Raw genomic sequence first — 23,893 nt, forward strand, 5'->3', positions numbered from 1 at the left:
CTCCTTCGATCGTGGGAGGTGTCCTCCGTATGCTAACCCGCCCCTCGCTGCAGCCCGACCCGCCACCACTCAGGGCGCCGAGCTATCACTCGTGCAGGGTCGTGCCCGGCGATACCCAGCGCTCGTGCCCACTCACGGGAGCGGGGTGGGCTGAGGTGAGGTGCCGGTGGCGGGTCAATCCGGCAGCGGCCCGAGCAGGGCGTTCGCCCAGGCCCCGTGTGCGGACTCGTCGTCGCTGGGATGGAACAGGCCGGCGAGCACGTCCCGGTAGAGCCGGGAGAGCTCACTGCGGTTGAAGTAGGCGCCACCGCCGCTGACTCGGATGGCCGCGTCGACCACATCCTTGGCGGTCTCGGTAGCCCGAACCTTCGCCGCGGACAGCCGCGGGAACCACATCGCGCCGTGGTCGGCCAGGGTGTCCACGTCCGCCGCGAGCGCGCTGATCTGCGGATAGATGCCGTCCAGGGCGATCCCGGCGTGCGCCACGCGCCAACGGATGTCCGGATCATGCGCGTACGGGGCGCCGTCGTGCTGTAGCGAGGTGCGCTTGGCGACGGTCGCCGCCGCCACTTCGAGCGCCCGCTGCCCGATCCCGGTGTACACCGCGGCGAGCAGGAGCTCGAAGCAGGCGAAGATGCCGAAGATCAGGGGGTCCGGGTTCGGCCCCGGATCCAGCCGGCGCACCACCCGCTGGGCCGGAGCGTGCGCACCGTCGAGCACAGTGGTGCAGGACTGCGAGGCACGTTGGCCGAGCGCGTCCCAGTCGTCCTTGATCTCGAAGCCGCCCCCTTCGCGGGTGATGAAGGCATACACCGATTTCGGTCCGTCCGAGGAGGTGGTGTCGGTGCCGAAGGTGCCCAGCCGGGTCCAGGCGGGGGAGAGGGAGGTGAAGATCTTCGTGCCGTGGAAGGTGTAGCCGCCCTCGCCGTCCGGCCGGGCCTCGGTGGTGGAGCCGAACAGCACCAGGTCGTTGCCGCGCTCGGAGATCCCGAAGCCGAACACCTCGCCGGCTGCCGCCTCGTGCAGTACCTGGTCCATGAACGACTCGCCCCGGTCGTGCACGACTTTGGCCACACCGACCCACACCTGGTGCATGTTCACTGCGAGGGCGGTCGCCGGTGCCGCACCCGCGAGCGCCATCTGTTCCCGGGTGACCTCCTCCAGACTCATCCCCAGGCCGCCGAACTCGACCGGCACCAGCGCCTTGAGGTAGCCGGCCTCGCGCAACTCCTCCAGGTCCTCGGTGAAGAACGCGTTCTCCCGGTCGTAACCCGCGGCCCGCTCCCGGATCCGGGTGAGCAACTCTGGTGACAACAGCACGATCTTCTCCCTCGTTCGGCGATTCCTCCATCTCACCACGGATGTCGGACTCCGGGGCGGGTGCGGGCGATCGAGCGGCCAGGTTCCAGGCCCGCGCGGCAGCTGGCGCGCCCGGGCCATCCGGTCTGTGGCTATTGAGCCAGATGGGACGGAACTGACAGAAGAACCGTCCTCGAACCGCTGAAACCCTTGAAAATCGCGGAAACACGCCGAGAATCGGCGTGGATTTGCGCCACCTGGGGCTCCGCCGTCGTAGTGTGACCACGGCGCTTCCCGCTCGGGGGGCGATTTACGATCGAGGAGAGGGAACCTACGTGTCCGTCAACCGCACTGATCTCGTTGCCGCGATTGCCGAGAAGGCATCGCTGACCAAGACCGACGCCGACGCCGCGCTGGGTGCGCTGCAGGAGGTTCTGGTCGAGTCCCTCGGTAAGGGCGAGGCCGTCAAGGTCACCGGTCTGCTGAGCGTCGAGCGGGTGGAGCGCGCCGCGCGCACCGGCCGCAACCCCCGTACCGGTGAGGAGATTCAGATCCCGGCCGGCTACGGTGTCAAGGTGTCCGCCGGCTCCGCGCTGAAGAAGGCCGTCGCCAAGTGAGGCTGGGCGGCTGCTGAGCCGCCGCTGACGAAGGGGCGTGGGAGAGGATCCCGCGCCCCTTCGTCGTGTCTGCGCAGCTGTGCGGCGGGCGATCCAGGCGGCAGTGGCCGACGCGGCCGGTGGCCCAGGGGTTGACGTGGCCGACGGTCCAGGGCACGATGACCTACGCGTGGAAGCGCTCCCACCTCCGATGGTGGAAGCGCTACCACGATGGCCGATCCCATCGCTCAGACAAGGACGTCACCATGCCCAGCACGCGCACCAGACTTCCCCGACTCGCCGCAGCGGCGACCGGTGCCCTCACCCTGACCGCTCTCGCCGCCTGTGGCGGTACCGGCGATCCCGCCGGATCGGGTGGCTCCGGCGAGTCCGGCGACATCACGCTGACCGTCGCCACCTTCAACCAGTTCGGCTACACCGACGAGATGCTGGACCGCTTCGAGGAGGAGCACCCCGGCGTCACCGTGGAGCTGATCACCGCAGATACCTCCGAAGCCGCACGCACCAACCTGACCACCAAGATCGCTGCCGGGGGTGAAGGCCTGGCCGACATCGAGGCGATCGAGGTGGACTGGCTGCCCGAGCTGATGCAGTACCCGGACCTGTTCGCGGACCTGAGCGATCCCGAGCTCGAGGGCCGATGGCTGGACTGGAAGGTCGACCAGGCGACGACAGCCGATGGCCGCGTGCTCGGTTACGGCACTGACGTTGGCCCCGAGGCCATCTGTTACCGCCAGGATCTGTTCGCCGACGCCGGACTGCCGAGCGAGCCGGAGGAGGTCGCCGAGCTGCTCGGCGGTGCGGACGCCACCTGGGAGAGCTACTTCGAGGTTGGTCGGGAGTTCGTGGCCAGCTCCGACGCTGCGTGGTTCGACGGTGCTCAGCCGACCTATCAGGCCATGGTGAACCAGCTTGACGCTCCGTACGAGGACGCGGGCTCGGAGGAGCCGCTGGACCTGGCCGCCAACTCCGGCGTCCAGGACGTCTACACCCAGGTGCTGGATGCGGCAGTGGGTGACGAGCTCTCCGCCGGCCTGCAGCAGTGGACCCCCGACTGGGACGCGGCGTTCCAGAACGACGGCTTCGCCACGATGGTCTGCCCCGCCTGGATGACTGGTCCGATCGAGGAGCGCGCCGGCGGCGTCGACGGCTGGAACGTGGCCGATGTCTTCCCCGGCGGAGGCGGCAACTGGGGTGGGTCCTTCATCACCGTGCCCGCCTCCGGTGCGCACACGGACGAGGCGGCTGAGCTCGCCGCGTGGCTGACCGCACCGGAACAGCAGACCGAGGCGTTCGGCAATGCCGGCACCTTCCCGTCGCAGCTGGAGGCACAGGCCTCGGAGGATGTGCAGACCGCCACGAACGCCTTCTTCAACGACGCTCCGGTGGGGGAGATCTTCGCCGCTCGGGCGGAGGCGATCGCTGGTGTGCCGTACAAGGGCCCGAACTACTTCGCCATCCACCAGGCTGTGCAGGACGCGGTGCTCCGGGTGGACGTCACCGGTGAGCAGGACGTCGATGCCAGCTGGGCGAGTGCAGTGGAGGCGTTCAACGCCCTGGGGCTGATGTAACCGAGCGAGTGCTCCTGTCCCCGCGGGGCCGGCTTGCCAGCCGGCCCCGCACTGTCCGCCCGGAAACGAAGGCATGACATGGCCGTCCTGACCCACAGCCGCCCCGGTAAGGCGCCGCCACCTGCGGAACAGCCGCCTCGCCGCGTCGGCTTCTCCCAGCGGCTCGGTCGCTGGGACGTGAAGCTCTCTCCCTATCTGTACATCTCGCCGTTCTTCCTGTTCTTCGCCCTCGTCGGCGCGTTCCCGCTGCTGTACACCGCTTACGTCTCGGTGCACGAGTGGAACTTGCTCGGTGGCCAGGGGGAGTTCGTCGGCCTGGAGAACTTCGCCGACGTCCTCGCTCAGCCGGTGTTCTGGAAGTCGGTGGCCAACACCTTCTCCATCTTCGCTCTCTCCGCGATCCCGCAGCTGGCGCTGGCAGTGACCATCGCCGCACTGCTGGACCAGAACCTGCGCGCCGCCACCTTCTGGCGGATGGGGGTGTTGGTGCCGTACGTGGTGGCGCCGGTGGCCGTCTCGGTGATCTTCGGGCGGCTGTTCGCGGACCAGTACGGGCTGATCAACGCGATGCTCGGCGTGGTCGGTCTGGATCCGGTGGGCTGGCACAGCGACCGGTTCGCCAGTCACCTGGCGATCGCCACGATGGTGAACTTCCGCTGGACCGGGTACAACGCGTTGATCCTGCTCGCGGCGATGCAGGCGGTGCCTCGCGAGCTCTACGAGGCCGCGGTGATCGACGGCGCGGGCCGGGTGCGGCAGTTCGTCTCGGTGACCATCCCGCAGATCCGCGCCACGATGGTGTTCGTGGTGATCACCGCCACGATCGGGGGGATGCAGATCTTCGACGAGGCCCGCATGTTCGACCACTTGGGGATGGGCGGGCCCAGCCGGAACTGGATGACCACTGTGCTGTACCTGTACGACGTGGCCTGGGGGAACCAGAAGAACTTCGGCCGTGCCGCGGCCGTCGCCTGGCTGTTGTTCCTGCTGATCGTGCTCATCGGCCTGATCAACTTCTTCCTCACTACCCGGATCGCCACTGGTGGCGGCGACCGGTCCACGGTCAGCCGGAAGCGGACCAACGCGGTGATCGCCAGGGCTCGCGTGGACGCCCAGGCTGCGCGGGCAGCGGCGGGTGTCAACCGGTCGGGCACCGCCCCGCCGGGCGGCGCTGCGGCCCCGCCGGGCGCACCGCCGTCGGCACCGCACCGGACCGGCCAGCACGATCGAGGTGAACACCGATGACCTCCCTTCCCGTCACCGCCCAGACCGCAGGGGCAGGCGCTGCCCGTGCGGCGGCCCGCCGCCGAGGCTCTCGCGCCTCGCGAGCCGCCTCCCGTCGCCCCGGCTGGCTCACCTATGGGCTGCTGGCCGTGATCCTGGCGATCTCTGCCTTCCCGCTCTACTACACCCTGCTGCTGGGCTCCTCCAGCCAGGAGGAGATCTCGCAGCAGGCCGTGCCGCAGTGGTTGCCAGACCTGAGTGTGCTGAATCGGTTCGCCGAGGTCGTCGCTTCCAGCCAGATCAACTTCGTCAAGGCACTGACGAACTCGGTGATCATCTCCGTGACCGCGTCCCTGTCCGTCGTACTGTTCTCCACCCTGGCCGGGTTCGCCTTCGCCAAGCTCCGGTTCGCGTGGCGCCGCGGCCTGTTGGTGTTCGTGATCGCCACGATGGCTGTACCGACCCAGCTGGGTGTCATCCCGCTGTACATCCTGATGACCGACCTGGACTGGGTGGGCAAGCTGCAGGCGGTGATCATCCCGGCGATGCTCTGCCCGTTCGGGGTGTTCTGGATGACCCAGTACCTGTCCTCTGCGCTGCCGTTCGAGCTGATCGAGGCAGCCCGGGTGGATGGGGCGTCCATGTTCCGCACGTTCCGGTCCATCGCGCTGCCTACGGCGGCCCCGGCAGCGGCGATGCTGTTCCTGTTCTGGTTCGTGATGCAGTGGACGATGTTCTTCTGGCCGTCCATCGTGCTCAGCTCGCAGAACCCCACCCTGCCCCTGGTGGTGCAGTCCCTGCAGGGCCACTACTTCACCGACTACTCCCTCGTGATGGCCGGCATCTTCCTGGTCACGTTCCCGCTGCTGGTGATCTTCGCGATCGTCGGCAAGCAGCTCGTGGCCGGAATCATGACCGGCGCCGTCAAAGGCTGATGACTGGAGGTTCCACCCCGATGACCCTGACCCAGCCGGCGCAGCGCCCTGTGCCGTTCACCGCATCCCGACCGCTGCCGGACCCGAGCCCAGGTCCTGCCGACTTTCCCGAGGAGTTCGTCTGGGGGGCCGCCACTGCCGCCTACCAGGTGGAGGGTGCGGCGGCTGAGGGCGGGCGCCGCGAGTCGATCTGGGACACGTTCTGCCGGATCCCCGGTGCCGTGCACGGCGGTGACGACGGCTCTGTGGCCTGCGACCAGTACCACCGGTACCCCGAGGACGTCGCGCTGATCCGCAGCCTGGGGCTGGACGCCTACCGGTTCTCCGCCTCCTGGGCGCGGGTGGTCCCGGATGGACGCACCGTCAACCAGGCCGGGCTGGACTACTACTCCCGCCTGGTGGACGAGCTGCTCGCAGCAGAGATCACTCCGTGGCTCACCCTCTACCACTGGGACTTGCCGCAGGCGCTCGAGGACGACGGCGGGTGGCCGGCCCGAGAGACGGCGTACCGGTTCGCCGAGTACGCCGCAGCGATGCACGACGCCCTCGGGGACCGGGTGCGCACCTGGACCACGCTGAACGAGCCGTGGTGCTCGGCCTTCCTTGGCTACACCGCCGGCAGCCACGCCCCCGGAAGGCAGTCCGGGCGGGACGGTCTCGCGGCGGCCCACCACCTCCTCCTCGGCCACGGCCTCGCCCTGGACGAGCTCCGCCGTCGGGATTCGACCGCCCGGCTGGGCATCACGCTGAACTTCACCGTGGCCGATCCGGTCGATCCCGAGGACCCGGCCGACGTGGACGCCGCACGGAGCGAGGACGGGCTGTTCAACCGAATCTTCCTCGACCCGATCTTCGCGGGCGCCTACCCGCCGGATGTCCTCCAGGACGTCGCTCACCTGGGCCTGACCACGCACATCCAGCCCGGCGACCTGGACCTGATCTCGGCCCCGATCGATCTGCTCGGCGTGAACTACTACAACGGGGCGGCGATCTCCGCTAGCCCGGGCGAAGGCGTCCAGGAGGGGCAGAACCGGCCCGACGGCGTTCGGCAGGAGGAACACCGGCCGCACCGTGCGGTCGGCTCACCCCACCCGGTGGGCGGCGTCTACCACCGTTCCCGGGGACTGCCCACCACAGCGATGGGCTGGGAGGTGCAGCCGGAAGGGTTGACCCGGCTGCTCACCAGGCTGCAGCAGGACTACACCGGCCCGCGCGGTACGGCGCTCTACGTCACTGAGAACGGGGCTGCCTACCCGGACGAAGTGGCGCCTGACGGCCAGGTGCACGACACGGACCGGATCGCCTACCTCGAGGCGCACCTGCGCGCGGTGACGGAGGCGATCGCCGCCGGCGCGGACGTGCGCGGATACTTTCTCTGGTCGCTGCTGGACAACTTCGAATGGGCGCTCGGCTACAGCAAGCGGTTCGGCATCGTGCACGTCGACTACGCCACGCAGCAACGGACCATCAAGGCCTCCGGGCGGTGGTACGCCCGAGTAGCGGCTGCCCACGCCCTGCCCGCGCCGGGAACCTGAACGGCGGTGAGGTCTACGCCGCTAGAGTCAGGCCTCATGCCCTCGGTCACCCTCGACGACGTCGCTTCCGCCGCTGGAGTGTCGCGATCGACCGCCTCGCGAGCGATCAACGGCGGAAAGAAGGTTTCGCCCGAGGCGCAGGCTGCGGTCGACGATGCGGTGGATCGCCTCGGCTATTCGCCGAACCCGGCCGCACGCACGCTGGTGACCCGCCGGACCGGATCGATCGCACTGGTGCTCCCCGAGCCTGACGCTCGCATCCTGTCCGACCCGTTCCTCGCCGGGCTGCTCCGCGGCGTCAGCGACGGGCTGTACGGCACCGACCTGCAGCTGGTGCTCCTGCTGGCCCGCCGGGGGGAGCCGCCCGGCCGCACGGCGCGCTACCTGCGCAGCGGGCACGTGGACGGCGCCATCGTGGCCTCGCACCATGCCGACGACCAGCTGGAGGAACGGCTCGCCGATGGGCAGCTGCCGGCGGTGTTCGTCGGCCGTCCGTTCACCGACTACGGGCTGCACTACGTGGACACCGACAACCAGGCCGGCGGAATGCTCGCCGCTCGTCGGCTGCTGGACCGGGGCTGCCGCCGGATGGGGACGGTCACCGGCCCGATGGATATGCCGGCTGCGGTGGACCGGCTCGAGGGCTGGCGGCAGACCGTGGCCGGCGCGGGCCTGCCCGCCGCGATCACCCACGGAGACTTCACCGTGGAGGGTGGGGCGCGCGCGAGTGCCGAACTGCTCGACCATGACCCGGAGGTGGACGGGATCTTCGTGGCGTCGGACCTGATGGCGATCGGCGCGATGCAGGTGCTGGCCGCGCGTGGCCGGCGGGTCCCGGAGGAAGTGGCCGTGGTCGGCTACGACGCACTCGGGGCTGCCGGGCGAACCTCACCGCGGCTGACCACGGTGTACAACCCGCAGGTCGAGATGGTCGCGGCGGCGACACAGACGCTGCTCGCGATGCTGGCCGGCGAGCCGGCGCCGGCCGAGCCGCACATGCTCGCCCCGGAGCTGGTCGAGGGCGGCACCGCCTGACCCGAACCGTTCGCGCGCGGGGTGAGCGTCGAGTGGACGAACTCCGTTGCCCGGATCGTGTCCAGGCAACGGATTTTGGCCAGTCGGGGCGATGGGACTGGGTGACCGGACCGCGAGCGAAGGTGGCTACTTGTTCCGCGCCTTCTCCGCCTCGCGTTCCTGCCGCTCCCGGGCCCGGGCCACTGCCTCCCGTTCGCGCTTGATGGCCTCGCGCACCTTCTTCTGCGCCTCGCGCGCTGCCTTCTCCGCCTCCCTGCGGGCGATCCGTGCCGCCCGCACCTTCGGGTCCTTCGGGAACGCGTCTGTGGCCGGCGGCTCCAACGATTCCTGCGGCACTGTCGGGGGCGCCCCGCCGGCCCGGGAATCGACGTAGAGTCCGACTCCGTCGAGCATCCGGTCCAGGCCGAAGGCGAGCGGATCGGCGTCTGCGGTGAACACGCCGGCGTCGATCGCGGGCCGCAGGTGGGGGAACTGCTCGGCCGTGACCAGGGCATCGATCGTGTCGGCGATCTGGCGATCCAGGTCGTCCGTAGTCATCTCCGCGGCGCGGGCCTGCTCCTCGTAGCTGCGGGCGACGATCGCCTGCCAGCGGGCGTGGCCGGTCATCAGCAGCAGAACCGCGATCTTCTCCAGATCGTCGAGCGGGGTTTCGGTCAGCGTGTGCAGCGCCGCGTCCATCCAGGCGAGGTTCGCCGGTGTGCTCGGGATGCCGGCGATCGGCAGGTCCAGGAGCCACGGGTGAGCGGCGTAGATCGCCATCGTCTCGTTGTGCCACCGGAGGAGTCCTTCGCGCCAGTCGGTGGCTTCGGTAATGCGCAGCGGTGAAGTGCCCAGCGCGTCTTCGCCCATCAGCAGGAGGAGGTCGTCCTTGCTGGTGACATACCGGTACAGGGACATCGTGGTGAAGCCGAGTTGCTTGGCCACTGCGGACATCGAGACTGCGCCGAGCCCCTCGCTGTCTGCGATCTCGACGGCGACCTCCACGATCCGCTCCAGGCTGAGCTCGCGCTTGGGGCCACGCTGCTGCGGGTGGGCCGCCACGCCCCAGGCGAGCGCGAGGCCCCGGGGCAGCTCGACCTCGTCGGCTTCGATGTCCATCCCCACAGCCTAGTTCTGTTTACGTCATAGACAAGTGCGTGTATGACATATACAGTTTAGTGTGTACACAGACGAAGGAGAGGAAGGGCTCATGAACGTAGCGATCGAGGTGAGCGGCCTACGGAAATCGTTCGGCGCCGTCGAGGTCCTGAGCGGGATCGACCTGCGGGTCGAACGTGGTTCGGTCCACGCCCTGCTCGGACCGAACGGAGCGGGCAAGACCACGCTGGTGACGATCCTGGCGACGTTGGTGCGCCCGGATGCCGGCACGGCGAGCATCGCCGGCACCGATCTGCTCACCGACCCGGCCGGGGTGCGCCGTCGGATCGCGCTGACCGGCCAGTCCGCTGCGGTGGACGATGTGCTCACCGCGGAGGAGAACCTGCGGATGATGGCGGGGCTGCAAGGACTGCGCGGCCGGGCGGCACGCATCCGCACCCGAGAGCTGCTCGACCGGTTCGACCTGAGCGACGCTGCCCGCCGGCGGGTGAAGACCTTCTCCGGTGGGATGCGCCGGCGCCTCGACCTCGCGCTCTCCCTGGTGGTGGCCGCCGATGTGGTCTTCCTCGACGAGCCGACTACCGGCCTGGACCCGCGCAGCCGGCGCGAGCTATGGGAGGTGATCCGCACCTTGCGCGCCGATGGCACCACGGTGCTGCTCACCACCCAGTACCTGGAAGAGGCGGACGAGCTGGCCGACCGGATCTCGATCGTCGGTGCCGGGCGGATCGTCGCCGAGGGCACCCCGGCCGAGCTGAAGAGCACGGTGGGGGAGGAGCGGGTCGAGGTCCGGGACGCGGGCGGCGCCGTGCTGCACGCCGAGCCGACCGACGGCAGCTCCGCCGGTCTACGCCGGGCGCTGGACGTCATCGACGGACTGGGCCTGACCGGTGAGCTCGTGGTCCGCCGCCCCAGCCTGGACGACGTGTTCTTCGCCCTCACCGAGGCGCCTGCCGCCACTGCACCCCAGCTCGTCACCACCGGAAGGAACTCCTGATGACCACCCTCACCGCGCCAACGTCTGCGCCACCGGCGGCCCGGTTGCGTCCGGGCGCCGAGGAGGCAGTCTTCATCGGCCGCAGCCTGCGGCACAGCGTGCGCAACGTGGACGCCATGCTGATGGCGATCATGCTGCCGGTGATGCTGATGCTGCTGTTCGTCTACGTCTTCGGCGGCGCGTTCGATCCGGGCGGGGGCTACGTGAACTACGTGGTGCCGGGCATCATCCTGCTCTGCGCCGGGTTCGGGGCATCCTCCACGGCCATCGATGTGGCCGGGGACAAGGCCTCCGGGATCATGGACCGGCTGCGCACGCTGCCGATCCGCAGCTGGGCGGCGGTGACAGGGCACGTGGTGGCCAGCCTGGTCCGGAACCTGCTCGCCACCGCAGTGGTGATCGGGGTCGCGTTCGCGATCGGCTTCCGGCCCACTGGCGGGGCGCCCGAGTGGTTGTTGGCGCTCGCTCTGGTTGCGCTGTACATCCTCGCGATCACCTACCTGTTCGCCGCGATCGGCCTGGCCACCGGCAGCCCCGAGGCCGCGAACGGGTACGGCTTCGTGCTGCTCTTCCTGCCGTATCTCTCGACGGCGTTCGTCGGCGCCGAGACCCTGCCCACCTGGCTCCGGGGGTTTGCCGAGCACCAGCCGATCACCCCGGTGATCGAGACGGTGCGGGGGCTGCTGATGGGCACCCCCGCCGGCTCTGCGCCCGCGATCGCGCTGACCTGGCTCGTCGGGATCCTCGCCGTTGCCGTCGTCTGGTCGGTGATCCTGTTCAAGCGGCAGGCGGGTCGCCGATGAGTATCGAGGTGGTCCGCGCCGACAGCCTCGGCGAACCGGGACGGAGCGCGGCCGCGGCACTGCTCGCCCACGGGTTCGCTCAGGACTTCACCGCCGTCACCCGGGACCCGGAGCGGCTCGCCGCCGCGTTCGAGCCGATCATCGTGCCCGTGCGCTTCCACCTGGCCCTGCGCGACGGCGATCCCGCCGGGATCACCACGCTCACCGAGCCCGACCAGGAGGTGTTCGATCCCCGATGGGCGCCGCTTCGCCGGAGCCTCGGAGTGCTCCGCCGCACACTGCTGTACCTGGTGGTGCGGGGCGCGTTCATGGGGCACGACCCGGATGCCGCTCCGGGGCGCGCGGAGCTCGGCTTCGTCGCCACCGCGCCGGAGCACCGGGGCGCAGGCGTGGCGACCGCCTTGCTGCGGCACCTCGTGCAGACCTCCGGCCACCGGGTGCATGTACTGCGCGACATCAAAGACACCAACGAGGCGGCACTGCACGTGTACCGCAGGCTCGGTTTCGTCGAGTACACCCGCCGCACGGCCCGCTTCTCCCACCGCGCCGGCTTCTCCGCCTACGTCTCGATGAAGCGGGAGAGCCCGGTGAGCTGACCTGCCCAGGCAGCAGCACGCCGTCGGGCTTCGTACACTGGAGCCATGAGCGAGCCGATTCCTCCCACGCAGCCCCAGGAGACCGAGCGCCTGTCCTCCGGGGCGGGAACCGATGTCTTGGAGCGGGAAGAGGTACGCGACGAGGCGTCGCCCGGTGACGGCGACCGCTACGCGCACTACGTGAAGAAGGAGAAGATCACCGCGGCTGCCGTCTCCGGCACACCGGTGGTCGCCCTCTGCGGCAAGGTCTGGAGCCCGAACCGGGATCCCAGCAAGTACCCGATCTGCCCGGCGTGCAAGGAGATCTACGAGAGCATGACCGGCAAAGGTGGGGACGACTCGTCCTCCGGCAAGGGCCGCGGGTTCTTCGGCTTCGGCTCCAAGAAGTGACCGGGCCGGACTCCCCGGCCGCCACCGCTCACCCGCCCACCGTCGCCTCACCGGCGGCGGGGTCGACGAGTGCGGCCTCGAACCTGCCGCCGGCCTATCCGGCGCGCGCGCCGTGGGGTACCGCGCCAGCGTTGCGCGCCTGGCAGGCGGCCGCGCTGGACACCTATCTGGAACGCGGGCCGAGGGACTTTCTCGCCGTGGCCACGCCGGGGGCCGGAAAGACCACGTTTGCGCTCCGGGTGGCCACCGAGCTGCTGCAGGCGCGGATCGTCCGGCGGATCACCGTGGTGGCCCCGACCGAGCACCTGAAGACGCAGTGGGCAGACGCGGCCGCGCGAGTGGGCGTGCGGATCGACCCGAACTTCCGCAACGCCCAAGGTAAGCACGGGTCTGCCTACGACGGCGTGGCGCTCACCTACGCCCAGGTGGCCGCCAACCCGAACCTGCACCGGGCCCGCACCGAGGCCGCGCCCACGCTGGTGATCCTGGATGAGGTCCACCACGGTGGTGACGCGCTCTCCTGGGGCGAGGCGGTCCGGGAGGCATTCGAACCGGCCCGGCGGCGACTGGCCCTGACCGGTACCCCGTTCCGGTCCGACACCTCCCCGATCCCGTTCATCACCTACGCCGCCGGCGCGGACGGGATCCGCCGCTCCCAGGCGGACTACACCTACGGCTACGGGGACGCGCTGCGCGACCACGTGGTGCGGCCGGTGATCTTCATGTCCTACTCCGGGCAGATGCGCTGGCGCACCAAGACCGGGGAAGAGGTCAGCGCGCGGCTCGGCGAACCGCTCACCAAGGACATGGTGAACCAGGCCTGGCGTACTGCCCTGGATCCGGACGGGGAGTGGATCCCCTCGGTGCTGGCCGCCGCGGACAAGCGCCTGACCGAAGTGCGCCGGCATGTTCCGGACGCCGGCGGACTGGTGATCGCCACCGACCAGACCAAGGCCCGGGCCTATGCCGCGCACTTGCGCCGGGTCACCGGGCAGGCGCCGGTGGTGGTGCTCTCCGACGACGACGGCTCCTCGAGCAGGATCGAGGAGTTCGCCTCCGGGGGCCAGCGGTGGATGGTCGCGGTCCGGATGGTCTCGGAGGGGGTGGACGTGCCCCGGCTGGCGGTCGGGGTGTATGCCACCTCGGCGGCCACCCCGCTGTACTTCGCCCAGGCGGTCGGCCGGTTCGTGCGCGCCCGCAAGCGGGGCGAGACCGCGTCGATCTTCCTGCCCTCGGTGCCGACCCTGCTCGGGCTCGCCGCCGAACTGGAGACCGAGCGGGACCACGCACTGGACCGGGACGGTCGCGCGGAGGCCGACGAGGGAATCTTTTCCGCCGAAGACGACGACCTGGCCCGGGCGAACCGTGAGGAGAAGGCCAGCGATGACCTGATGCTCCCCGGGTTCGAGGCCCTGGAAGCGCAGGCGTCCTTCGACAAGGTGCTGTTCGACGGCGGCGAGTTCGGGCTCGGTGGGGACGTCGGCTCGGACGAGGAGCAGGAGTACCTCGGCCTGCCCGGGCTGCTGGACGCCGATCAGGTCACCACGCTGCTGCGGTCCCGCCAGGCGGACCAGGTGGCGGCGCGCCGGCGGAGCGGACAGGGCGCCCCGGCACCGGTGGAGGACCACCGGGCGGTGGCCGAGCTGCGCAAGGAGCTGAACTCGCTGGTCAAGGCCTGGGCCCGGCGTTCGGGCACCCCGCACGGGGTGGTGCACACCCGGCTGCGGGAGCACTCTGGCGGGGGCGAGGTGGCGACCGCCTCTGCCGAGCACCTGCGCACCCGCATCGGTCAGGTGCGGCGCTGGTTCGTCGGCAAGAAGTAGGCCAGCCGCTCGCGCCGCGCCCGCTGACACCTCGCCCACCGGCGCTGAATCCATTCACTCGTCACTCAGCGCAAGGAGTCGTGCTCGCGGGTATCGAGCCGCCGCGCCGGGTGACGAACCGGCCTGCCGGCAGATTGGTCGACCTACCGCGAAACCGGGGAGATGGCGCCCGCGATCTCCGCCGGCGTTGCGGCGATCGCCTCGCTGCTGCATCCGGCCTGCTCGGGACGTTCGTGGTCCACTGGTTCGGGAACCGGCCGCGGGACCGGGAGACTCCCCGGTTTCGGCCAAGGCGTTCGATAGCGAGCCCGTCCGGTCGCTACCCGGGAGCACGACTCATCGCGCCAGATAACGAATGAATCGATTCACCGGACCTGGGTGTGTGCGGTGGGGATCGCCGGATCACCCGCGGACAGCCGCCGCGAGTACGGGGACAGCTCGGCGCGGGAGGCGGCATGTCGGGCAGCGGCGCGCCGCACCCCCTCCGGACCAGTAGTACCCGGTTCCACCATGCCGTCGCGGACCAGCGGCACCAGCAGCGGGCGCAGGTGGGCACCCTCGGGCTGCCAGTCCGGCGGTGCCCCGGCCACCACCAGCTCCTCACTGGCCCGCCCGGACGGGTCCAGCCGCCGGGCAGCGCTCTTGCGACCACCGACACTGGCCTTGGACGCCGACGCCTTCTGCACCGGCTCCATCGAACCATCGGCGCCCTCGCGCAGCACCAGCTTGTAGACCATCCCGCACGTGGGGGCGCCGGAGCCGGTCACCACTGAGGTTCCCACTCCATAGGAGTCCACCGGCGCCACCGCCAGCGAGGCGATCGCGTACTCGTCCAGATCGGAGGAGACCACGATCTTCGTACCCGCGGCCCCGAGCGAGTCCAGCTGCTCGCGGACCTCGCGGGCCACCTGGGCCAGATCGCCGGAGTCCAGCCGTACCGAGTCCAGCTCGGTCCCCGCCGCAGCGATCGCTCGGCGTACCCCCTCGGCGATGTCGTAGGTGTCCACCAGCAGGGTTGTCTCTGCACCGAGCGAGGCGACCTGCGCCTCGAACGCCGACGTCTCGTCGTCGTGCAGCAGGGTAAAGGAGTGCGCGGCGGTACCGATCGTGTCCAGCCCCCAGCGCCGGCCTGCCTCCAGGTTGGAAGTGCCGGCGAACCCGGCGACCACCGCAGCCCGGGCCGCGGCCGGGGCCGCCTGCTCGTGAGCCCGGCGGCCACCCATCTCCAGGCACGGCCGCGACCCGGCCGCACTGGTCATCCGCGAGGCGGCCGAGGCCACCGCCGAGTCGTAGTTGAGGATGGACAGCACCAGGGTCTCCAGCAGCACCCCCTCGGCGAACGAGGCCTCCACCACCAGCAGCGGGGAACCAGGAAGGAACACCTCGCCCTCGGCATAGCCGTAGATGTCGCCGGTGAACCGGTAGTCGGCGAGGAAGTCCAGTGTCTGCTCGTTCACCACCTTCCCGGAGCGCAGGAACTCCAGCTCGGTGTCGGTGAACCGGAAGTGCGGCAGCGACTCCAGCACCCGCCCAGTGCCCGCTACCACGCCGTAGCGCCGGCCGGCGGGCAGCCGCCGGGTGAACACCTCGAACACGCACTGCCGCGAGGCGGTGCCGTCGGCCAACGCCGCTTGCACCATGGTCAGCTCGTACCGGTCGGTGAGCAGCGCCGTGCTCGTGGTGCTGGCCGTGCTCGCCGTGCTCGGAACGCTCGCTGCCATCCGCTCAGACATGCTCATACGGTACTGGTTGCGGGGCTGCGGGCTCGCTCCTTCGGAATCCACTTAGCGCCTTGGAATCCGAGGTAGAAGTGGATTCCGACGGGCCAAGTGGATTCCGATGCGACGGCGCAGGTCGGGTGGCGCGGTCCCGAGCCCGCCCGAGGCGCCCGGCCGCGTGCCGCCGTCGGCCGTGCTCGGCCGCGCTCCGCCGTCGACCTGGTTAGGGTGAGGGACATGCCCGCTGTACCGGTCCCGGTCGGATCCCCGGACCTCGATAGCCACACCACCGTTGAGCCCGACCGGATCTGGCTGACGATCGTGTGGAACGACCCGGTGAACCTGATGAGCTACGTCTCGCACGTGTTCCGAAGCTACTTCGGCTACACCGAGGAGAAGGCGAACACGCTGATGCTGCAGGTGCATCACGAGGGTCGCAGTGTGGTCTCCTCAGGAAGCCGGGAGAAGATGGAGATTGACGTGCAGGCGATGCACTCCTACGGCCTGTGGGCCACCCTCGCGCAGGACGGGGACCCGCAGTGAGAGCCTTCCGGCGCCGGCGCGGGGTCTATGTCGCCGCGCTCGAAGGGGACGAGGCCACGATCCTGGCCCGGGTCGTCGCGGACACCTCGATGCTGCTCGGCGTCCCGCTGCGGCCCGGTGAGGACCCCGCGGAGTCGGCCGATCCACTCACCGAGCTGTCCTGGTCCACCGAGGGCGTGGACAGCCCGACCGACCCGGCCCTGGCCCGGCTGCTGCCGGACGCCAGCCGGACCGACGACGAGCTCAGTCAGGAGTTTCGCCGGCTCACCGAGTCCGAGCTGCGCGCGAGCAAGGTGGCGCGGCTGCGGATGGTGTGGGACGCGCTGCGGGTCTCCAGCGGCGAGATCCGGGTGCCGACCGAGCGGGCCCTGGACTTCGCCGCCGCGCTCACCGACGTGCGGCTGGTGATCGCCGAGCGCCTGGGGATCCGTACCGAGGCCGACGCCGAGGAGATCGCCGATCGGGTAGCCCGCGGCGGTGGCGACGACGACGAGGACGAGGTACAGCTGGCGCTCGGCATGGTCTACTCCGCGCTCAGCTGGCTGCAGGAGTCACTGCTGCAGGTGATGCTGCCCACATTGGGGGAGTAGGGGCTGCTCCCACCTCGCCTGCCGGTCTACCCTCGCAGGTGATGAGTGATGCACCCATCGGCATCTTCGACTCCGGTGTCGGGGGTCTGACGGTAGCCCGGGCCGTCATCGACCAGTTGCCCCACGAGTCCGTGCTCTACATCGGCGACTCCGCACACGGCCCGTACGGTCCGTTGCCGATCGCGCAGGTGCGTGCGCACGCGCTCGCTGTGATGGACGATCTGGTCGCCTCCGGGGTGAAGATGCTCGTGATCGCGTGCAACTCCGCCTCGGCCGCCGTCCTGCGTGATGCCCGCGAGCGATACACCCTCGGCCGGGGGGTTCCGGTGGTCGAGGTGATCCAGCCCGCCGTGCGCCGTGCAGTGGCCGCCACCCGAACCGGCCGGATCGGCGTGATCGGCACCCGGGCGACGATCGCTTCCCGTGCCTACGAGGACGCGTTCGCCGCTGCTCCGCACCTGCAGCTGAGCACCGCCGCGGCGCCGCGGTTCGTGGAGCTGGTCGAGCGCGGGATCACCAGTGGTCCGGAAGTGCTCAAGCTGGCCCGGGACTACTTGGCACCGGTCCTGGCCGCGGACGTGGACACCCTGGTGCTCGGTTGCACGCACTACCCGCTGCTCACCGGGGCGATCCAGTACGTGGCCGGTGACGGCGTCACTCTGGTGTCCAGCGCGGAGGAGACCGCCAAGGATGTGTACGCGGCGCTGGTGGCGCACGGCCTGGAGCGCTCCGCCGCGGCACCGGCCCGGCACCGATTCCTGTCCACCGGCGACCCGGCGGCGTTCACCCGGCTCGCCCGCCGGTTCCTGGGGCCAGAGGTGGGGGCGGAAAGTGCAGCAGAGATCACCGGGGAGATCCCGGTGGTGGGGGAGGGAACACCATGAAACTGACCATCCTGGGCTGCTCGGGGTCGATGTCCAGTCCCGAGTCCGCCTCGTCCAGCTACCTGGTCCAGGCCAGCGACGGCGCGCGCACCTACTCGGTGCTGCTCGACCTGGGATCGGGGGCGATGGGGCAGCTGCTACGCCACCACGACCCGGTCGCGCTCGACGCTGTGCTGCTCTCTCACCTGCACGCTGACCATGTGGTCGACCTCGCCGCACTGCACGTGTACCTGGAGTACGGCCCGGCAGGGCCGCAGCCACCGATGCCGGTGCACGGTCCGGTCGGCACCCCCGAGCGGATCCGCCAGCTCTGCGGGGAGGAGGACTGCACGGCGCAGTTCGACGTCTCCTTCTGGCAGCCGGGCGTGGCGCTGCAGGTCGGACCGCTGCGGATCGAGCCGATCGAGGTGCGCCACCCGGTGACCGCCTACGCGTTGCGCTTCACCGGCCCGAGCGAGGACGGCTCCCGGCAGGTGGTGCTCACCTACACCGGCGATACCGACTCCTGCGACGGGGTGATCGACGCCGCCCGGGATGCGGACCTGCTGCTCAGCGAAGCGGCGTTCAGCGAGGACGGACCGGCGATCCGCGGTGTGCATCTGACCGGCCGGCGCGCCGGCGAGGTGGCGACGGCTGCCGGTGCGCGCCACCTCGTGCTCACCCACCTGCAGCCGTGGACGCCGGCGGAGACGGTGCGCTCGGAGGCGCTGACCGCATTTTCCGGTTCCGTGGACCTCGCCATGCCGGGCGCGATCTGGGAGCTGTGACATCACTCACCAAGTTCCGGTCAAGACCCGGGCATAGTTCCACTATGTGTGGTTCCTCTTTCGTTACAGCCTGCGACGGCGGAACTCGGGTGTGATCGGTATCACGCGCTGGTCTGGGGCGGCGTCCGCGGGGTAGACGGTGGCGCCTGCCGGAGCTCCGGTCTCGGTACGCTGACGCCCATGAGCGAAGTACGCGACCAAGCCGTGACCACTCCGGCGAACGGGATCGCCTCCGGCTCCCGAAGCGGCGCGATCGATCAGATGCCCGATGTGCTGCGCCATGACGTGCGGCTCCTCGGTGAGCTGCTCGGCACCGTGCTGACCGAGAGTGGCGGACCGGGCCTGCTCGCCGACGTGGAGAAGCTGCGCGAGCTGACCATCGCGGCCTACGACGACGCTTCCTCGGACGCGTTCTCTCGCGCCGAGGATCTAGTCGAATCGTTCACGCTGGAGCGCGCCGAAGAAGTTGCCCGAGCCTTTACCTGTTATTTCCATCTGGTCAACCTGGCCGAGGAGTATCACCGGGTGCGTGCGCTGCGCTCCCGGGACACCGGGGACGTGGACCCGGCCCGGGCGCCGGAGGACACCCTCGGCGGTGCCTGGAACTTCCTGGTGGCCGAGCTCGGTGAGGACGAGGCGCGAGCGCGCATCGACGCCCTGGAGTTCCGGCCGGTGCTCACCGCCCACCCCACCGAGGCGCGGCGGCGCGCTGTCGCGGCGAGCATCCGGGAGATCACCGAGCTGCTCGGCCAGCGGGACGACCCACGCCTGGGCGCCGGCGCACTGGCTGCCAACCGCCGCGAGCTGTTTACCCAGGTGGACCGACTCTGGCGTACCTCGCCGCTGCGGCTGACCAAGCCCACCCCGCTGGACGAGATCCGCACCGTGACCGGGATCTTCGACCAGACCCTGTTCGATGCGCTGCCCCGGATGTACCGCGCGATCGACGCCCTGCTGCAGGACCCGGACGTCCCGGCGCCGGTGCTGGCGCCGTCGTTCGTGCGGCTCGGTTCCTGGATCGGAGCCGACCGGGACGGCAACCCGAACGTGACCGCCCCGATCACCCGCTCCGCGGCGGCGATCACCGCCGACCACGTGCTCGGCGCGCTGCTGGAAGCGGCCCAGCGGGTGGGCAGCGCCCTCACTCTCGACGCCACCACCACTCCACCGTCGGCGGAGCTGGAGTCGCTGTGGAGCCGGCAGCACCAGCTCGCCGCCGAGCTCACCGGCGAGGTGGCGGTCCGGTCCCCGAACGAACCGCACCGACGGGTGATGCTGGTGGTCGCTGAGCGGATCGCCGCCACCCGCCGCCGGGACGCCGATCTCGCCTATGCCGGTCCTCAGGAGCTGCTCGCCGACCTGCGCGTGGTGCAGTCCTCCCTGGCGGCGGCCGGGGACGCCCGGCAGGCGTACGGCGACCTGCAGGACCTGATCTGGCAGGTGGAGACCTTCGGCTTCCACCTGGTGGAGTTCGAGGTGCGCCAGCACTCCAAGGTGCACAATCAGGCCCTGGCTGAGCTGGACGCCGGTGGCGAGCTGAGCCCGATGAGCGAAGAAGTGCTGGAGACGATTCGCTCGATCGCGGCGATCCAGAACCGCTACGGCGTAGTGGCCGCCCACCGGTACGTGATCTCCTTCGCCACCTCCGCGGCCGACATCGCCGCCGTCTACCGGCTCGCCGAGGCGGCGATGGGCTCGGCCGCGGACATCCCCGTGCTGGACGTGGTCCCGTTGTTCGAGACGTTCGCGGATCTGCAGTCCTCGGTGGCGGCACTGGACGACATGATCGAGCTGCCGCAGGTCCAGCAGCGGATGGCCGAGACCGGGCGCCGGATCGAGATCATGCTCGGCTACTCCGACTCCTCCAAGGACGTGGGCCCGGTGGCGGCCACTCTCGCGTTGTACGACGCGCAGGAGCAGATTGCCCAGTGGGCCGCACGCAACGACATCACGCTCACCCTCTTCCACGGGCGCGGTGGTGCGCTCGGCCGCGGCGGCGGTCCCGCGAACCGCGCCGTGCTCGCCCAGCCCCCGGGCAGTGTGGACGGCCGGTTCAAGCTCACCGAGCAAGGCGAGGTGATCGCCGCCCGGTACGGCAACCCGGTGATCGCCCACCGGCACGTGGAACAGGTCGCTGCGGCCACGCTGCTGCAGGCGACCCCGGCGATCGAGGAGCGCAACTCCACCGCGGCCCGGGACTTCGCCGAGATCGCCGCCACGATGGATGCCGCCTCCCGCGAGCGGTTCTTCGAGCTGGTGCACGCCGAGGGCTTCGCGCCCTGGTTCGCCCAGGTGACCCCGCAGGAGGAGGTCGGCTGGCTGCCGCTGGGCTCGCGGCCGGCCCGCCGGGGGCTGAGCGTGGAGTCGCTGGAGGACCTGCGCGCGATCCCGTGGGTGTTCGCCTGGACCCAGGCCCGGATCAATCTCACCGGCTGGTTCGGCCTCGGTACCGCGCTGGCCGCGGTCGGTGACCTGGACACCCTGCAGGACGCCTACCGGCGCTGGCCGCTGCTGACCACGCTGATCGACAATGTGGAGATGTCTCTGGCGAAGACCGACGAGCGGATCGCCCGCCGGTACCTCGCCCTCGGCGACCGGGACGACCTGGCCGAGCTGGTGCTGGCCGAGATGGAGCTCACCCGGCAGTGGGTGGTGGACATCACCGGGCAGGAGCGGCTGCTCGCCGGGCACCGGGTGCTCGGCCGGGCGGTCCAGCTGCGCAGCCCGTACGTGGACGCGCTCTCCCTGCTCCAGCTGCGCGCGCTGCGCACCCTGCGGGACACCGACGGTTCCGACGAGTCCCAGGACGAGGCGATCCGCCGGCTGATGCTGCTGTCCGTGAACGGTGTGGCCGCCGGCCTGCAGAACACCGGCTGACCGCGTACCCCTCTCCGGGTCGTCCTGTCAGGAGTGCGCTATGGCGCACCCGTGACAGGTCGACCTGGCAGCGCGAGGCTCGCTAGCGCGGCGTCCGCGGCGGTGAGTGCCTCTCGGTGATAGGTCGAGGTGCTCGCCAGCACCTCCGCCGCGCCGGTGCGCTGCACCAGTGCGGCGAGCTGCTCGCGCACCTGGTCGGCCGTTCCGTACATCGCGTGCTGGAGCTGGCGGTCGACGGCGGAGCGCACCTTGTCGCTGAAACCGTCGAGATCGTCGGTGCGTACCTGCCGCAACGGGCCGAAGACTCCCGTGGTGCGGCTCTCGGCCATCGCCACCGCCTCGGGGAGCAACAGTTCCCGGGCCCGTTCGGCGGTGTCGGCGACCATCACGTCGAGGCTGATCGTCACCCGGGGGTGCGGCCACTGCTCGCTGGGCCGGTAGTCCTGCCGGTAGGCCTCCAGCGCGGTCAGGTCGCCGTGCAGCGCCGGCCCGCCGAGCACCACCGGCAGTCCGTGCCGGGCTGCCACCGCCAGACCGGCGCCGGTGGCGAGCAGATGCACCGGCACCTGGCCGGTCACCTCCGGTACGGCGGGCACCGGCGCAGTACCGGTCAGATGTGCGAGCACCTCGGTCAGGTCACCCTCGAACTGCTCCGGGGTGTACTCGGTGACCCGCAGGCTCTCCCGCACGGGTTTGATGAACCCGAGCGAGCGGCCGATGCCAAGGTCGATCCGACCCGGGAACAGCGCGTCGAGGGTACGGGCCTGCTCGGCCACCACCAGCGGCTGGTGGTTCGGCAGCATCACCCCGCCGGACCCCACCCGGATCGTGGAAGTCGCGGCAGCGACGCCCGCCATCAGCACCGTCGGGGCCCCACTGGCGATCCCGGGCACGCCGTGGTGCTCGGCGACCCAGAAGCGCCGGTAGCCGAGTGCCTCCGCTGCGCGTGCCCGCGCCACGCTGGCCCGCAGCGACACTTCCGGCTGTTCGCCCACGCGCGTGCGGGAGCGGTCCAGCAGGGAGATCGGTACAGGCGCCATCACCGGAGCAACCAGCGCCCGCCGAGCAACATTCCCGCCCGCCCCACCACCTGGAGGTCGTCCTGTCAAAGGTGACCGATAGCGCACCTCTGACAGGACGACCGGGCAGGGGGTTGGGCATAGGCTGGGCTGCCATGACTGAGAACTCTCGCACCGACGGCCGCCGAACCGACCAGCTCCGCCCGGTCGCCTTCCACCGAGGCTGGTCCGACCAGGCCGAGGGCAGCGTGCTGGTGGAGTTCGGTGGCACCCGCGTGCTGTGCACGGCTTCGTTCACCGAGGGGGTGCCGCGCTGGCGGAAGGGCTCCGGCCTGGGCTGGGTGACCGCGGAGTACGCCATGCTGCCCCGGTCCACGAACTCCCGTTCGGACCGGGAGTCGGTCAAAGGCAAGATCGGTGGCCGCACGCACGAGATCTCCCGGCTGATCGGGCGCGCACTGCGCGCGGTGATCGACCTCTCCGCGCTCGGGGAGAACACCATCGTGCTGGACTGTGACGTGCTCCAGGCCGACGGCGGAACCCGCACCGCCGCGATCACCGGAGCCTACGTAGCGCTCGCCGATGCGATCGAGTGGGGCAGGACGCATGGAGCAGTCAAGGCCAAGGCAACGGTCCTGAGCGACTCGGTCTCCGCCGTCAGCGTGGGGATCATCGACGGGACGCCGATGCTAGACCTGCCCTATGTGGAGGACGTGCGCGCCGAGACCGATATGAACGTGGTGGTGACCGGTAGCGGGGACTTCGTGGAGGTGCAGGGCACCGCCGAGGGGGTCCCGTTCCGCCGCGCGGAGCTGGACCAGCTGCTCGACCTGGCTGTCGCCGGCTGCGCCGATCTGACCGCAGCCCAGCGGGAGGCGCTCGCCGAACCCCTGGACCTCCGTGAGACGCCCGGCCCGCTGGCCAGCAACAGATGAGCAGCCCCCGCCTGGTCCTGGCCACACACAACGCGCACAAGGTCGCCGAGCTGCGGGCGATCTTGGCCGATCTGCCCCGGCTGGCCGCCGAGGAGATCGTCGGCGCGGGGGACGTCGGCGGGCCGGAACCGGTCGAGGACGGCGTCACCTTCGCCGAGAACGCCCTGATCAAGGCCCGTGCCCTGGTGGCACACACCGGCATCGCCGCGGTGGCCGACGATTCCGGCCTAGCGGTGGACGTGCTCGGCGGCGCCCCCGGCATCTTCTCCGCCCGCTGGGCCGGCCGGCACGGCGACGATCAGGCGAATCTTGACCTGCTGCTGGCCCAGCTGAGCGAGGTCCGCGCGGAGCACCGGGGCGCGGCGTTCGTCTGCGCGGCAGCCCTGGTCACCTCCGATGGGCACGAGCACGTGGAGACCGGGCAGCTGCGCGGCAGGTTGCTCACCGCCCCGCGCGGGCAGGGTGGATTCGGCTATGATCCGATCCTTCGCCCCGACGGCGAGAGCCGCTCGTGTGCGGAGCTCACCCCGGCGGAGAAGAATGCGATCTCGCACCGCGGCCAGGCGTTTCGGGCGCTCGCGCCGCACATAAGTGCAGCCCTGCTCGCCGGATGAGCGGCGCTCTACGCTGAGCCGGT

At 70.5% G+C, this 23,893-nt stretch carries 22 protein-coding genes; 18 read left to right on the forward strand and 4 right to left on the reverse strand.

The features are described 5' to 3' along the window. Positions 1 to 174: 174 nt before the first annotated feature. The gene (locus FU260_RS06430) at positions 175 to 1,320 is read right to left on the reverse strand and encodes an acyl-CoA dehydrogenase family protein (protein WP_235912224.1); all 1,146 of its coding nucleotides are present in this window, start codon (positions 1,318 to 1,320) and stop codon (positions 175 to 177) included. 314 nt (positions 1,321 to 1,634) lie between these two features. Here FU260_RS06430 and FU260_RS06435 point away from each other — a divergent pair, with 314 nt between their 5' ends. The 6 genes from FU260_RS06435 (at position 1,635) to FU260_RS06460 (ending at position 8,216) form a co-directional block, all read left to right on the forward strand. Next, positions 1,635 to 1,916: an HU family DNA-binding protein gene (locus tag FU260_RS06435; protein WP_022916640.1), complete on the forward strand. Its 282-nt coding sequence runs from the start codon at positions 1,635 to 1,637 to the stop codon at positions 1,914 to 1,916. 245 nt (positions 1,917 to 2,161) lie between these two features. Then, positions 2,162 to 3,487, forward strand: a complete 1,326-nt coding sequence (locus FU260_RS06440; protein WP_147916311.1) for an ABC transporter substrate-binding protein — start codon at positions 2,162 to 2,164, stop codon at positions 3,485 to 3,487. Positions 3,488 to 3,565: 78 nt separating this feature from the next. Beyond that, positions 3,566 to 4,732, forward strand: a complete 1,167-nt coding sequence (locus FU260_RS06445) for a carbohydrate ABC transporter permease (RefSeq protein WP_147916312.1) — start codon at positions 3,566 to 3,568, stop codon at positions 4,730 to 4,732. Next, positions 4,729 to 5,646, forward strand: coding sequence for a carbohydrate ABC transporter permease (locus FU260_RS06450; protein WP_147916313.1), 918 nt, complete (start codon positions 4,729 to 4,731; stop codon positions 5,644 to 5,646). Before FU260_RS06445 ends, FU260_RS06450 begins: the two co-directional genes overlap by 4 nt. A 20-nt stretch (positions 5,647 to 5,666) precedes the next feature. Further along, complete coding sequence (locus tag FU260_RS06455) at positions 5,667 to 7,181, forward strand: glycoside hydrolase family 1 protein (protein WP_147916314.1); 1,515 nt, start codon at positions 5,667 to 5,669, stop codon at positions 7,179 to 7,181. Positions 7,182 to 7,217: 36 nt separating this feature from the next. Further along, a complete protein-coding gene (locus FU260_RS06460; protein WP_147916315.1) occupies positions 7,218 to 8,216 on the forward strand; it encodes a LacI family DNA-binding transcriptional regulator in 999 nt (332 codons plus the stop codon). A 126-nt stretch (positions 8,217 to 8,342) separates the two neighbouring features. Here FU260_RS06460 and FU260_RS06465 read toward each other — a convergent pair whose 3' ends face one another. Then, entirely contained in the window at positions 8,343 to 9,314 is a 972-nt protein-coding gene (locus FU260_RS06465; RefSeq protein ID WP_147916316.1) for a TetR/AcrR family transcriptional regulator, read from the reverse strand. A gap of 91 nt (positions 9,315 to 9,405) precedes the next feature. On the opposite strand from FU260_RS06465, the gene FU260_RS06470 reads away from it, so the two are divergent. The 5 genes from FU260_RS06470 to FU260_RS06490 are packed head-to-tail and all read left to right on the forward strand — an operon-like array spanning position 9,406 to position 13,923. Then, on the forward strand, positions 9,406 to 10,311 hold the full coding sequence (locus FU260_RS06470) for an ATP-binding cassette domain-containing protein (protein ID WP_147916317.1): 906 nt from the start codon (positions 9,406 to 9,408) through the stop codon (positions 10,309 to 10,311). Further along, the gene (locus tag FU260_RS06475) at positions 10,311 to 11,114 is read left to right on the forward strand and encodes an ABC transporter permease (RefSeq protein WP_147916318.1); all 804 of its coding nucleotides are present in this window, start codon (positions 10,311 to 10,313) and stop codon (positions 11,112 to 11,114) included. The genes FU260_RS06470 and FU260_RS06475 overlap by 1 nt, the downstream gene beginning before the upstream one ends. Next, positions 11,111 to 11,710, forward strand: coding sequence for a GNAT family N-acetyltransferase (locus tag FU260_RS06480; RefSeq protein ID WP_147916319.1), 600 nt, complete (start codon positions 11,111 to 11,113; stop codon positions 11,708 to 11,710). The genes FU260_RS06475 and FU260_RS06480 overlap by 4 nt, the downstream gene beginning before the upstream one ends. 45 nt (positions 11,711 to 11,755) lie before the next feature. Continuing rightward, a complete protein-coding gene (locus FU260_RS06485; protein WP_147916320.1) occupies positions 11,756 to 12,100 on the forward strand; it encodes a DUF3039 domain-containing protein in 345 nt (114 codons plus the stop codon). Next, on the forward strand, positions 12,097 to 13,923 hold the full coding sequence (locus FU260_RS06490) for a DEAD/DEAH box helicase (RefSeq protein ID WP_147916321.1): 1,827 nt from the start codon (positions 12,097 to 12,099) through the stop codon (positions 13,921 to 13,923). The genes FU260_RS06485 and FU260_RS06490 overlap by 4 nt, the downstream gene beginning before the upstream one ends. A gap of 365 nt (positions 13,924 to 14,288) precedes the next feature. Here FU260_RS06490 and FU260_RS06495 read toward each other — a convergent pair whose 3' ends face one another. Further along, the gene (locus tag FU260_RS06495) at positions 14,289 to 15,656 is read right to left on the reverse strand and encodes a nicotinate phosphoribosyltransferase (protein WP_413038333.1); all 1,368 of its coding nucleotides are present in this window, start codon (positions 15,654 to 15,656) and stop codon (positions 14,289 to 14,291) included. 222 nt (positions 15,657 to 15,878) lie between these two features. Between FU260_RS06495 and clpS the strand changes: the two genes are divergently transcribed. The 5 genes from clpS to FU260_RS06520 all read left to right on the forward strand — a co-directional run bounded on the left by clpS (position 15,879) and on the right by FU260_RS06520 (position 21,302). Further along, positions 15,879 to 16,184 carry an ATP-dependent Clp protease adapter ClpS gene (clpS, locus tag FU260_RS06500; protein ID WP_147916322.1) on the forward strand — a complete coding sequence of 102 codons (306 nt, stop codon included), beginning with the start codon at positions 15,879 to 15,881 and terminating at the stop codon, positions 16,182 to 16,184. Further along, positions 16,181 to 16,774 (forward strand): DUF2017 domain-containing protein, encoded by a 594-nt coding sequence (locus tag FU260_RS06505; RefSeq protein WP_147916323.1) that lies wholly within the window; start codon positions 16,181 to 16,183, stop codon positions 16,772 to 16,774. The genes clpS and FU260_RS06505 overlap by 4 nt, the downstream gene beginning before the upstream one ends. 41 nt (positions 16,775 to 16,815) lie before the next feature. Beyond that, positions 16,816 to 17,658 carry a glutamate racemase gene (gene murI, locus FU260_RS06510; RefSeq protein ID WP_147916324.1) on the forward strand — a complete coding sequence of 281 codons (843 nt, stop codon included), beginning with the start codon at positions 16,816 to 16,818 and terminating at the stop codon, positions 17,656 to 17,658. Next, on the forward strand, positions 17,655 to 18,425 hold the full coding sequence (locus FU260_RS06515) for an MBL fold metallo-hydrolase (RefSeq protein WP_147916325.1): 771 nt from the start codon (positions 17,655 to 17,657) through the stop codon (positions 18,423 to 18,425). Before murI ends, FU260_RS06515 begins: the two co-directional genes overlap by 4 nt. A 180-nt stretch (positions 18,426 to 18,605) precedes the next feature. Continuing rightward, the gene (locus FU260_RS06520; RefSeq protein ID WP_147916326.1) at positions 18,606 to 21,302 is read left to right on the forward strand and encodes a phosphoenolpyruvate carboxylase; all 2,697 of its coding nucleotides are present in this window, start codon (positions 18,606 to 18,608) and stop codon (positions 21,300 to 21,302) included. A gap of 38 nt (positions 21,303 to 21,340) precedes the next feature. Here the strand turns inward: FU260_RS06520 and FU260_RS06525 are convergent, their stop codons facing one another. Continuing rightward, complete coding sequence (locus FU260_RS06525; protein ID WP_147916327.1) at positions 21,341 to 22,342, reverse strand: MsnO8 family LLM class oxidoreductase; 1,002 nt, start codon at positions 22,340 to 22,342, stop codon at positions 21,341 to 21,343. A gap of 134 nt (positions 22,343 to 22,476) precedes the next feature. Between FU260_RS06525 and rph the strand changes: the two genes are divergently transcribed. Both rph and rdgB read left to right on the forward strand, forming a co-directional pair. Then, positions 22,477 to 23,256: a ribonuclease PH gene (rph, locus tag FU260_RS06530; protein ID WP_147916328.1), complete on the forward strand. Its 780-nt coding sequence runs from the start codon at positions 22,477 to 22,479 to the stop codon at positions 23,254 to 23,256. Next, the gene (gene rdgB, locus FU260_RS06535; protein WP_147916329.1) at positions 23,253 to 23,870 is read left to right on the forward strand and encodes an RdgB/HAM1 family non-canonical purine NTP pyrophosphatase; all 618 of its coding nucleotides are present in this window, start codon (positions 23,253 to 23,255) and stop codon (positions 23,868 to 23,870) included. Before rph ends, rdgB begins: the two co-directional genes overlap by 4 nt. The last annotated feature ends 23 nt before the right edge of the window (positions 23,871 to 23,893 follow it).

The sequence above is a fragment of the Ruania zhangjianzhongii genome, assembly GCF_008000995.1.
GTDB lineage: Bacteria > Actinomycetota > Actinomycetes > Actinomycetales > Beutenbergiaceae > Ruania > Ruania zhangjianzhongii.

Bases quoted from the DNA above. Each gene is read 5' to 3' on its own strand.
- FU260_RS06495 (WP_413038333.1), bottom strand. From the start codon at position 15,656: ATGTCTGAGCGGATGGCAGCGAGCGTTCCGAGCACGGCGAGCACGGCC.
- rdgB (WP_147916329.1), top strand. From the start codon at position 23,253: ATGAGCAGCCCCCGCCTGGTCCTGGCCACACACAACGCGCACAAGGTC.
- FU260_RS06470 (WP_147916317.1), top strand. From the start codon at position 9,406: ATGAACGTAGCGATCGAGGTGAGCGGCCTACGGAAATCGTTCGGCGCC.
- FU260_RS06465 (WP_147916316.1), bottom strand. From the start codon at position 9,314: ATGGACATCGAAGCCGACGAGGTCGAGCTGCCCCGGGGCCTCGCGCTC.
- FU260_RS06480 (WP_147916319.1), top strand. From the start codon at position 11,111: ATGAGTATCGAGGTGGTCCGCGCCGACAGCCTCGGCGAACCGGGACGG.
- FU260_RS06485 (WP_147916320.1), top strand. From the start codon at position 11,756: ATGAGCGAGCCGATTCCTCCCACGCAGCCCCAGGAGACCGAGCGCCTG.
- FU260_RS06475 (WP_147916318.1), top strand. From the start codon at position 10,311: ATGACCACCCTCACCGCGCCAACGTCTGCGCCACCGGCGGCCCGGTTG.
- FU260_RS06450 (WP_147916313.1), top strand. From the start codon at position 4,729: ATGACCTCCCTTCCCGTCACCGCCCAGACCGCAGGGGCAGGCGCTGCC.
- rph (WP_147916328.1), top strand. From the start codon at position 22,477: ATGACTGAGAACTCTCGCACCGACGGCCGCCGAACCGACCAGCTCCGC.
- FU260_RS06440 (WP_147916311.1), top strand. From the start codon at position 2,162: ATGCCCAGCACGCGCACCAGACTTCCCCGACTCGCCGCAGCGGCGACC.
- FU260_RS06455 (WP_147916314.1), top strand. From the start codon at position 5,667: ATGACCCTGACCCAGCCGGCGCAGCGCCCTGTGCCGTTCACCGCATCC.
- FU260_RS06515 (WP_147916325.1), top strand. From the start codon at position 17,655: ATGAAACTGACCATCCTGGGCTGCTCGGGGTCGATGTCCAGTCCCGAG.
- murI (WP_147916324.1), top strand. From the start codon at position 16,816: ATGAGTGATGCACCCATCGGCATCTTCGACTCCGGTGTCGGGGGTCTG.
- FU260_RS06525 (WP_147916327.1), bottom strand. From the start codon at position 22,342: ATGGCGCCTGTACCGATCTCCCTGCTGGACCGCTCCCGCACGCGCGTG.
- clpS (WP_147916322.1), top strand. From the start codon at position 15,879: ATGCCCGCTGTACCGGTCCCGGTCGGATCCCCGGACCTCGATAGCCAC.
- FU260_RS06520 (WP_147916326.1), top strand. From the start codon at position 18,606: ATGAGCGAAGTACGCGACCAAGCCGTGACCACTCCGGCGAACGGGATC.
- FU260_RS06460 (WP_147916315.1), top strand. From the start codon at position 7,218: ATGCCCTCGGTCACCCTCGACGACGTCGCTTCCGCCGCTGGAGTGTCG.
- FU260_RS06445 (WP_147916312.1), top strand. From the start codon at position 3,566: ATGGCCGTCCTGACCCACAGCCGCCCCGGTAAGGCGCCGCCACCTGCG.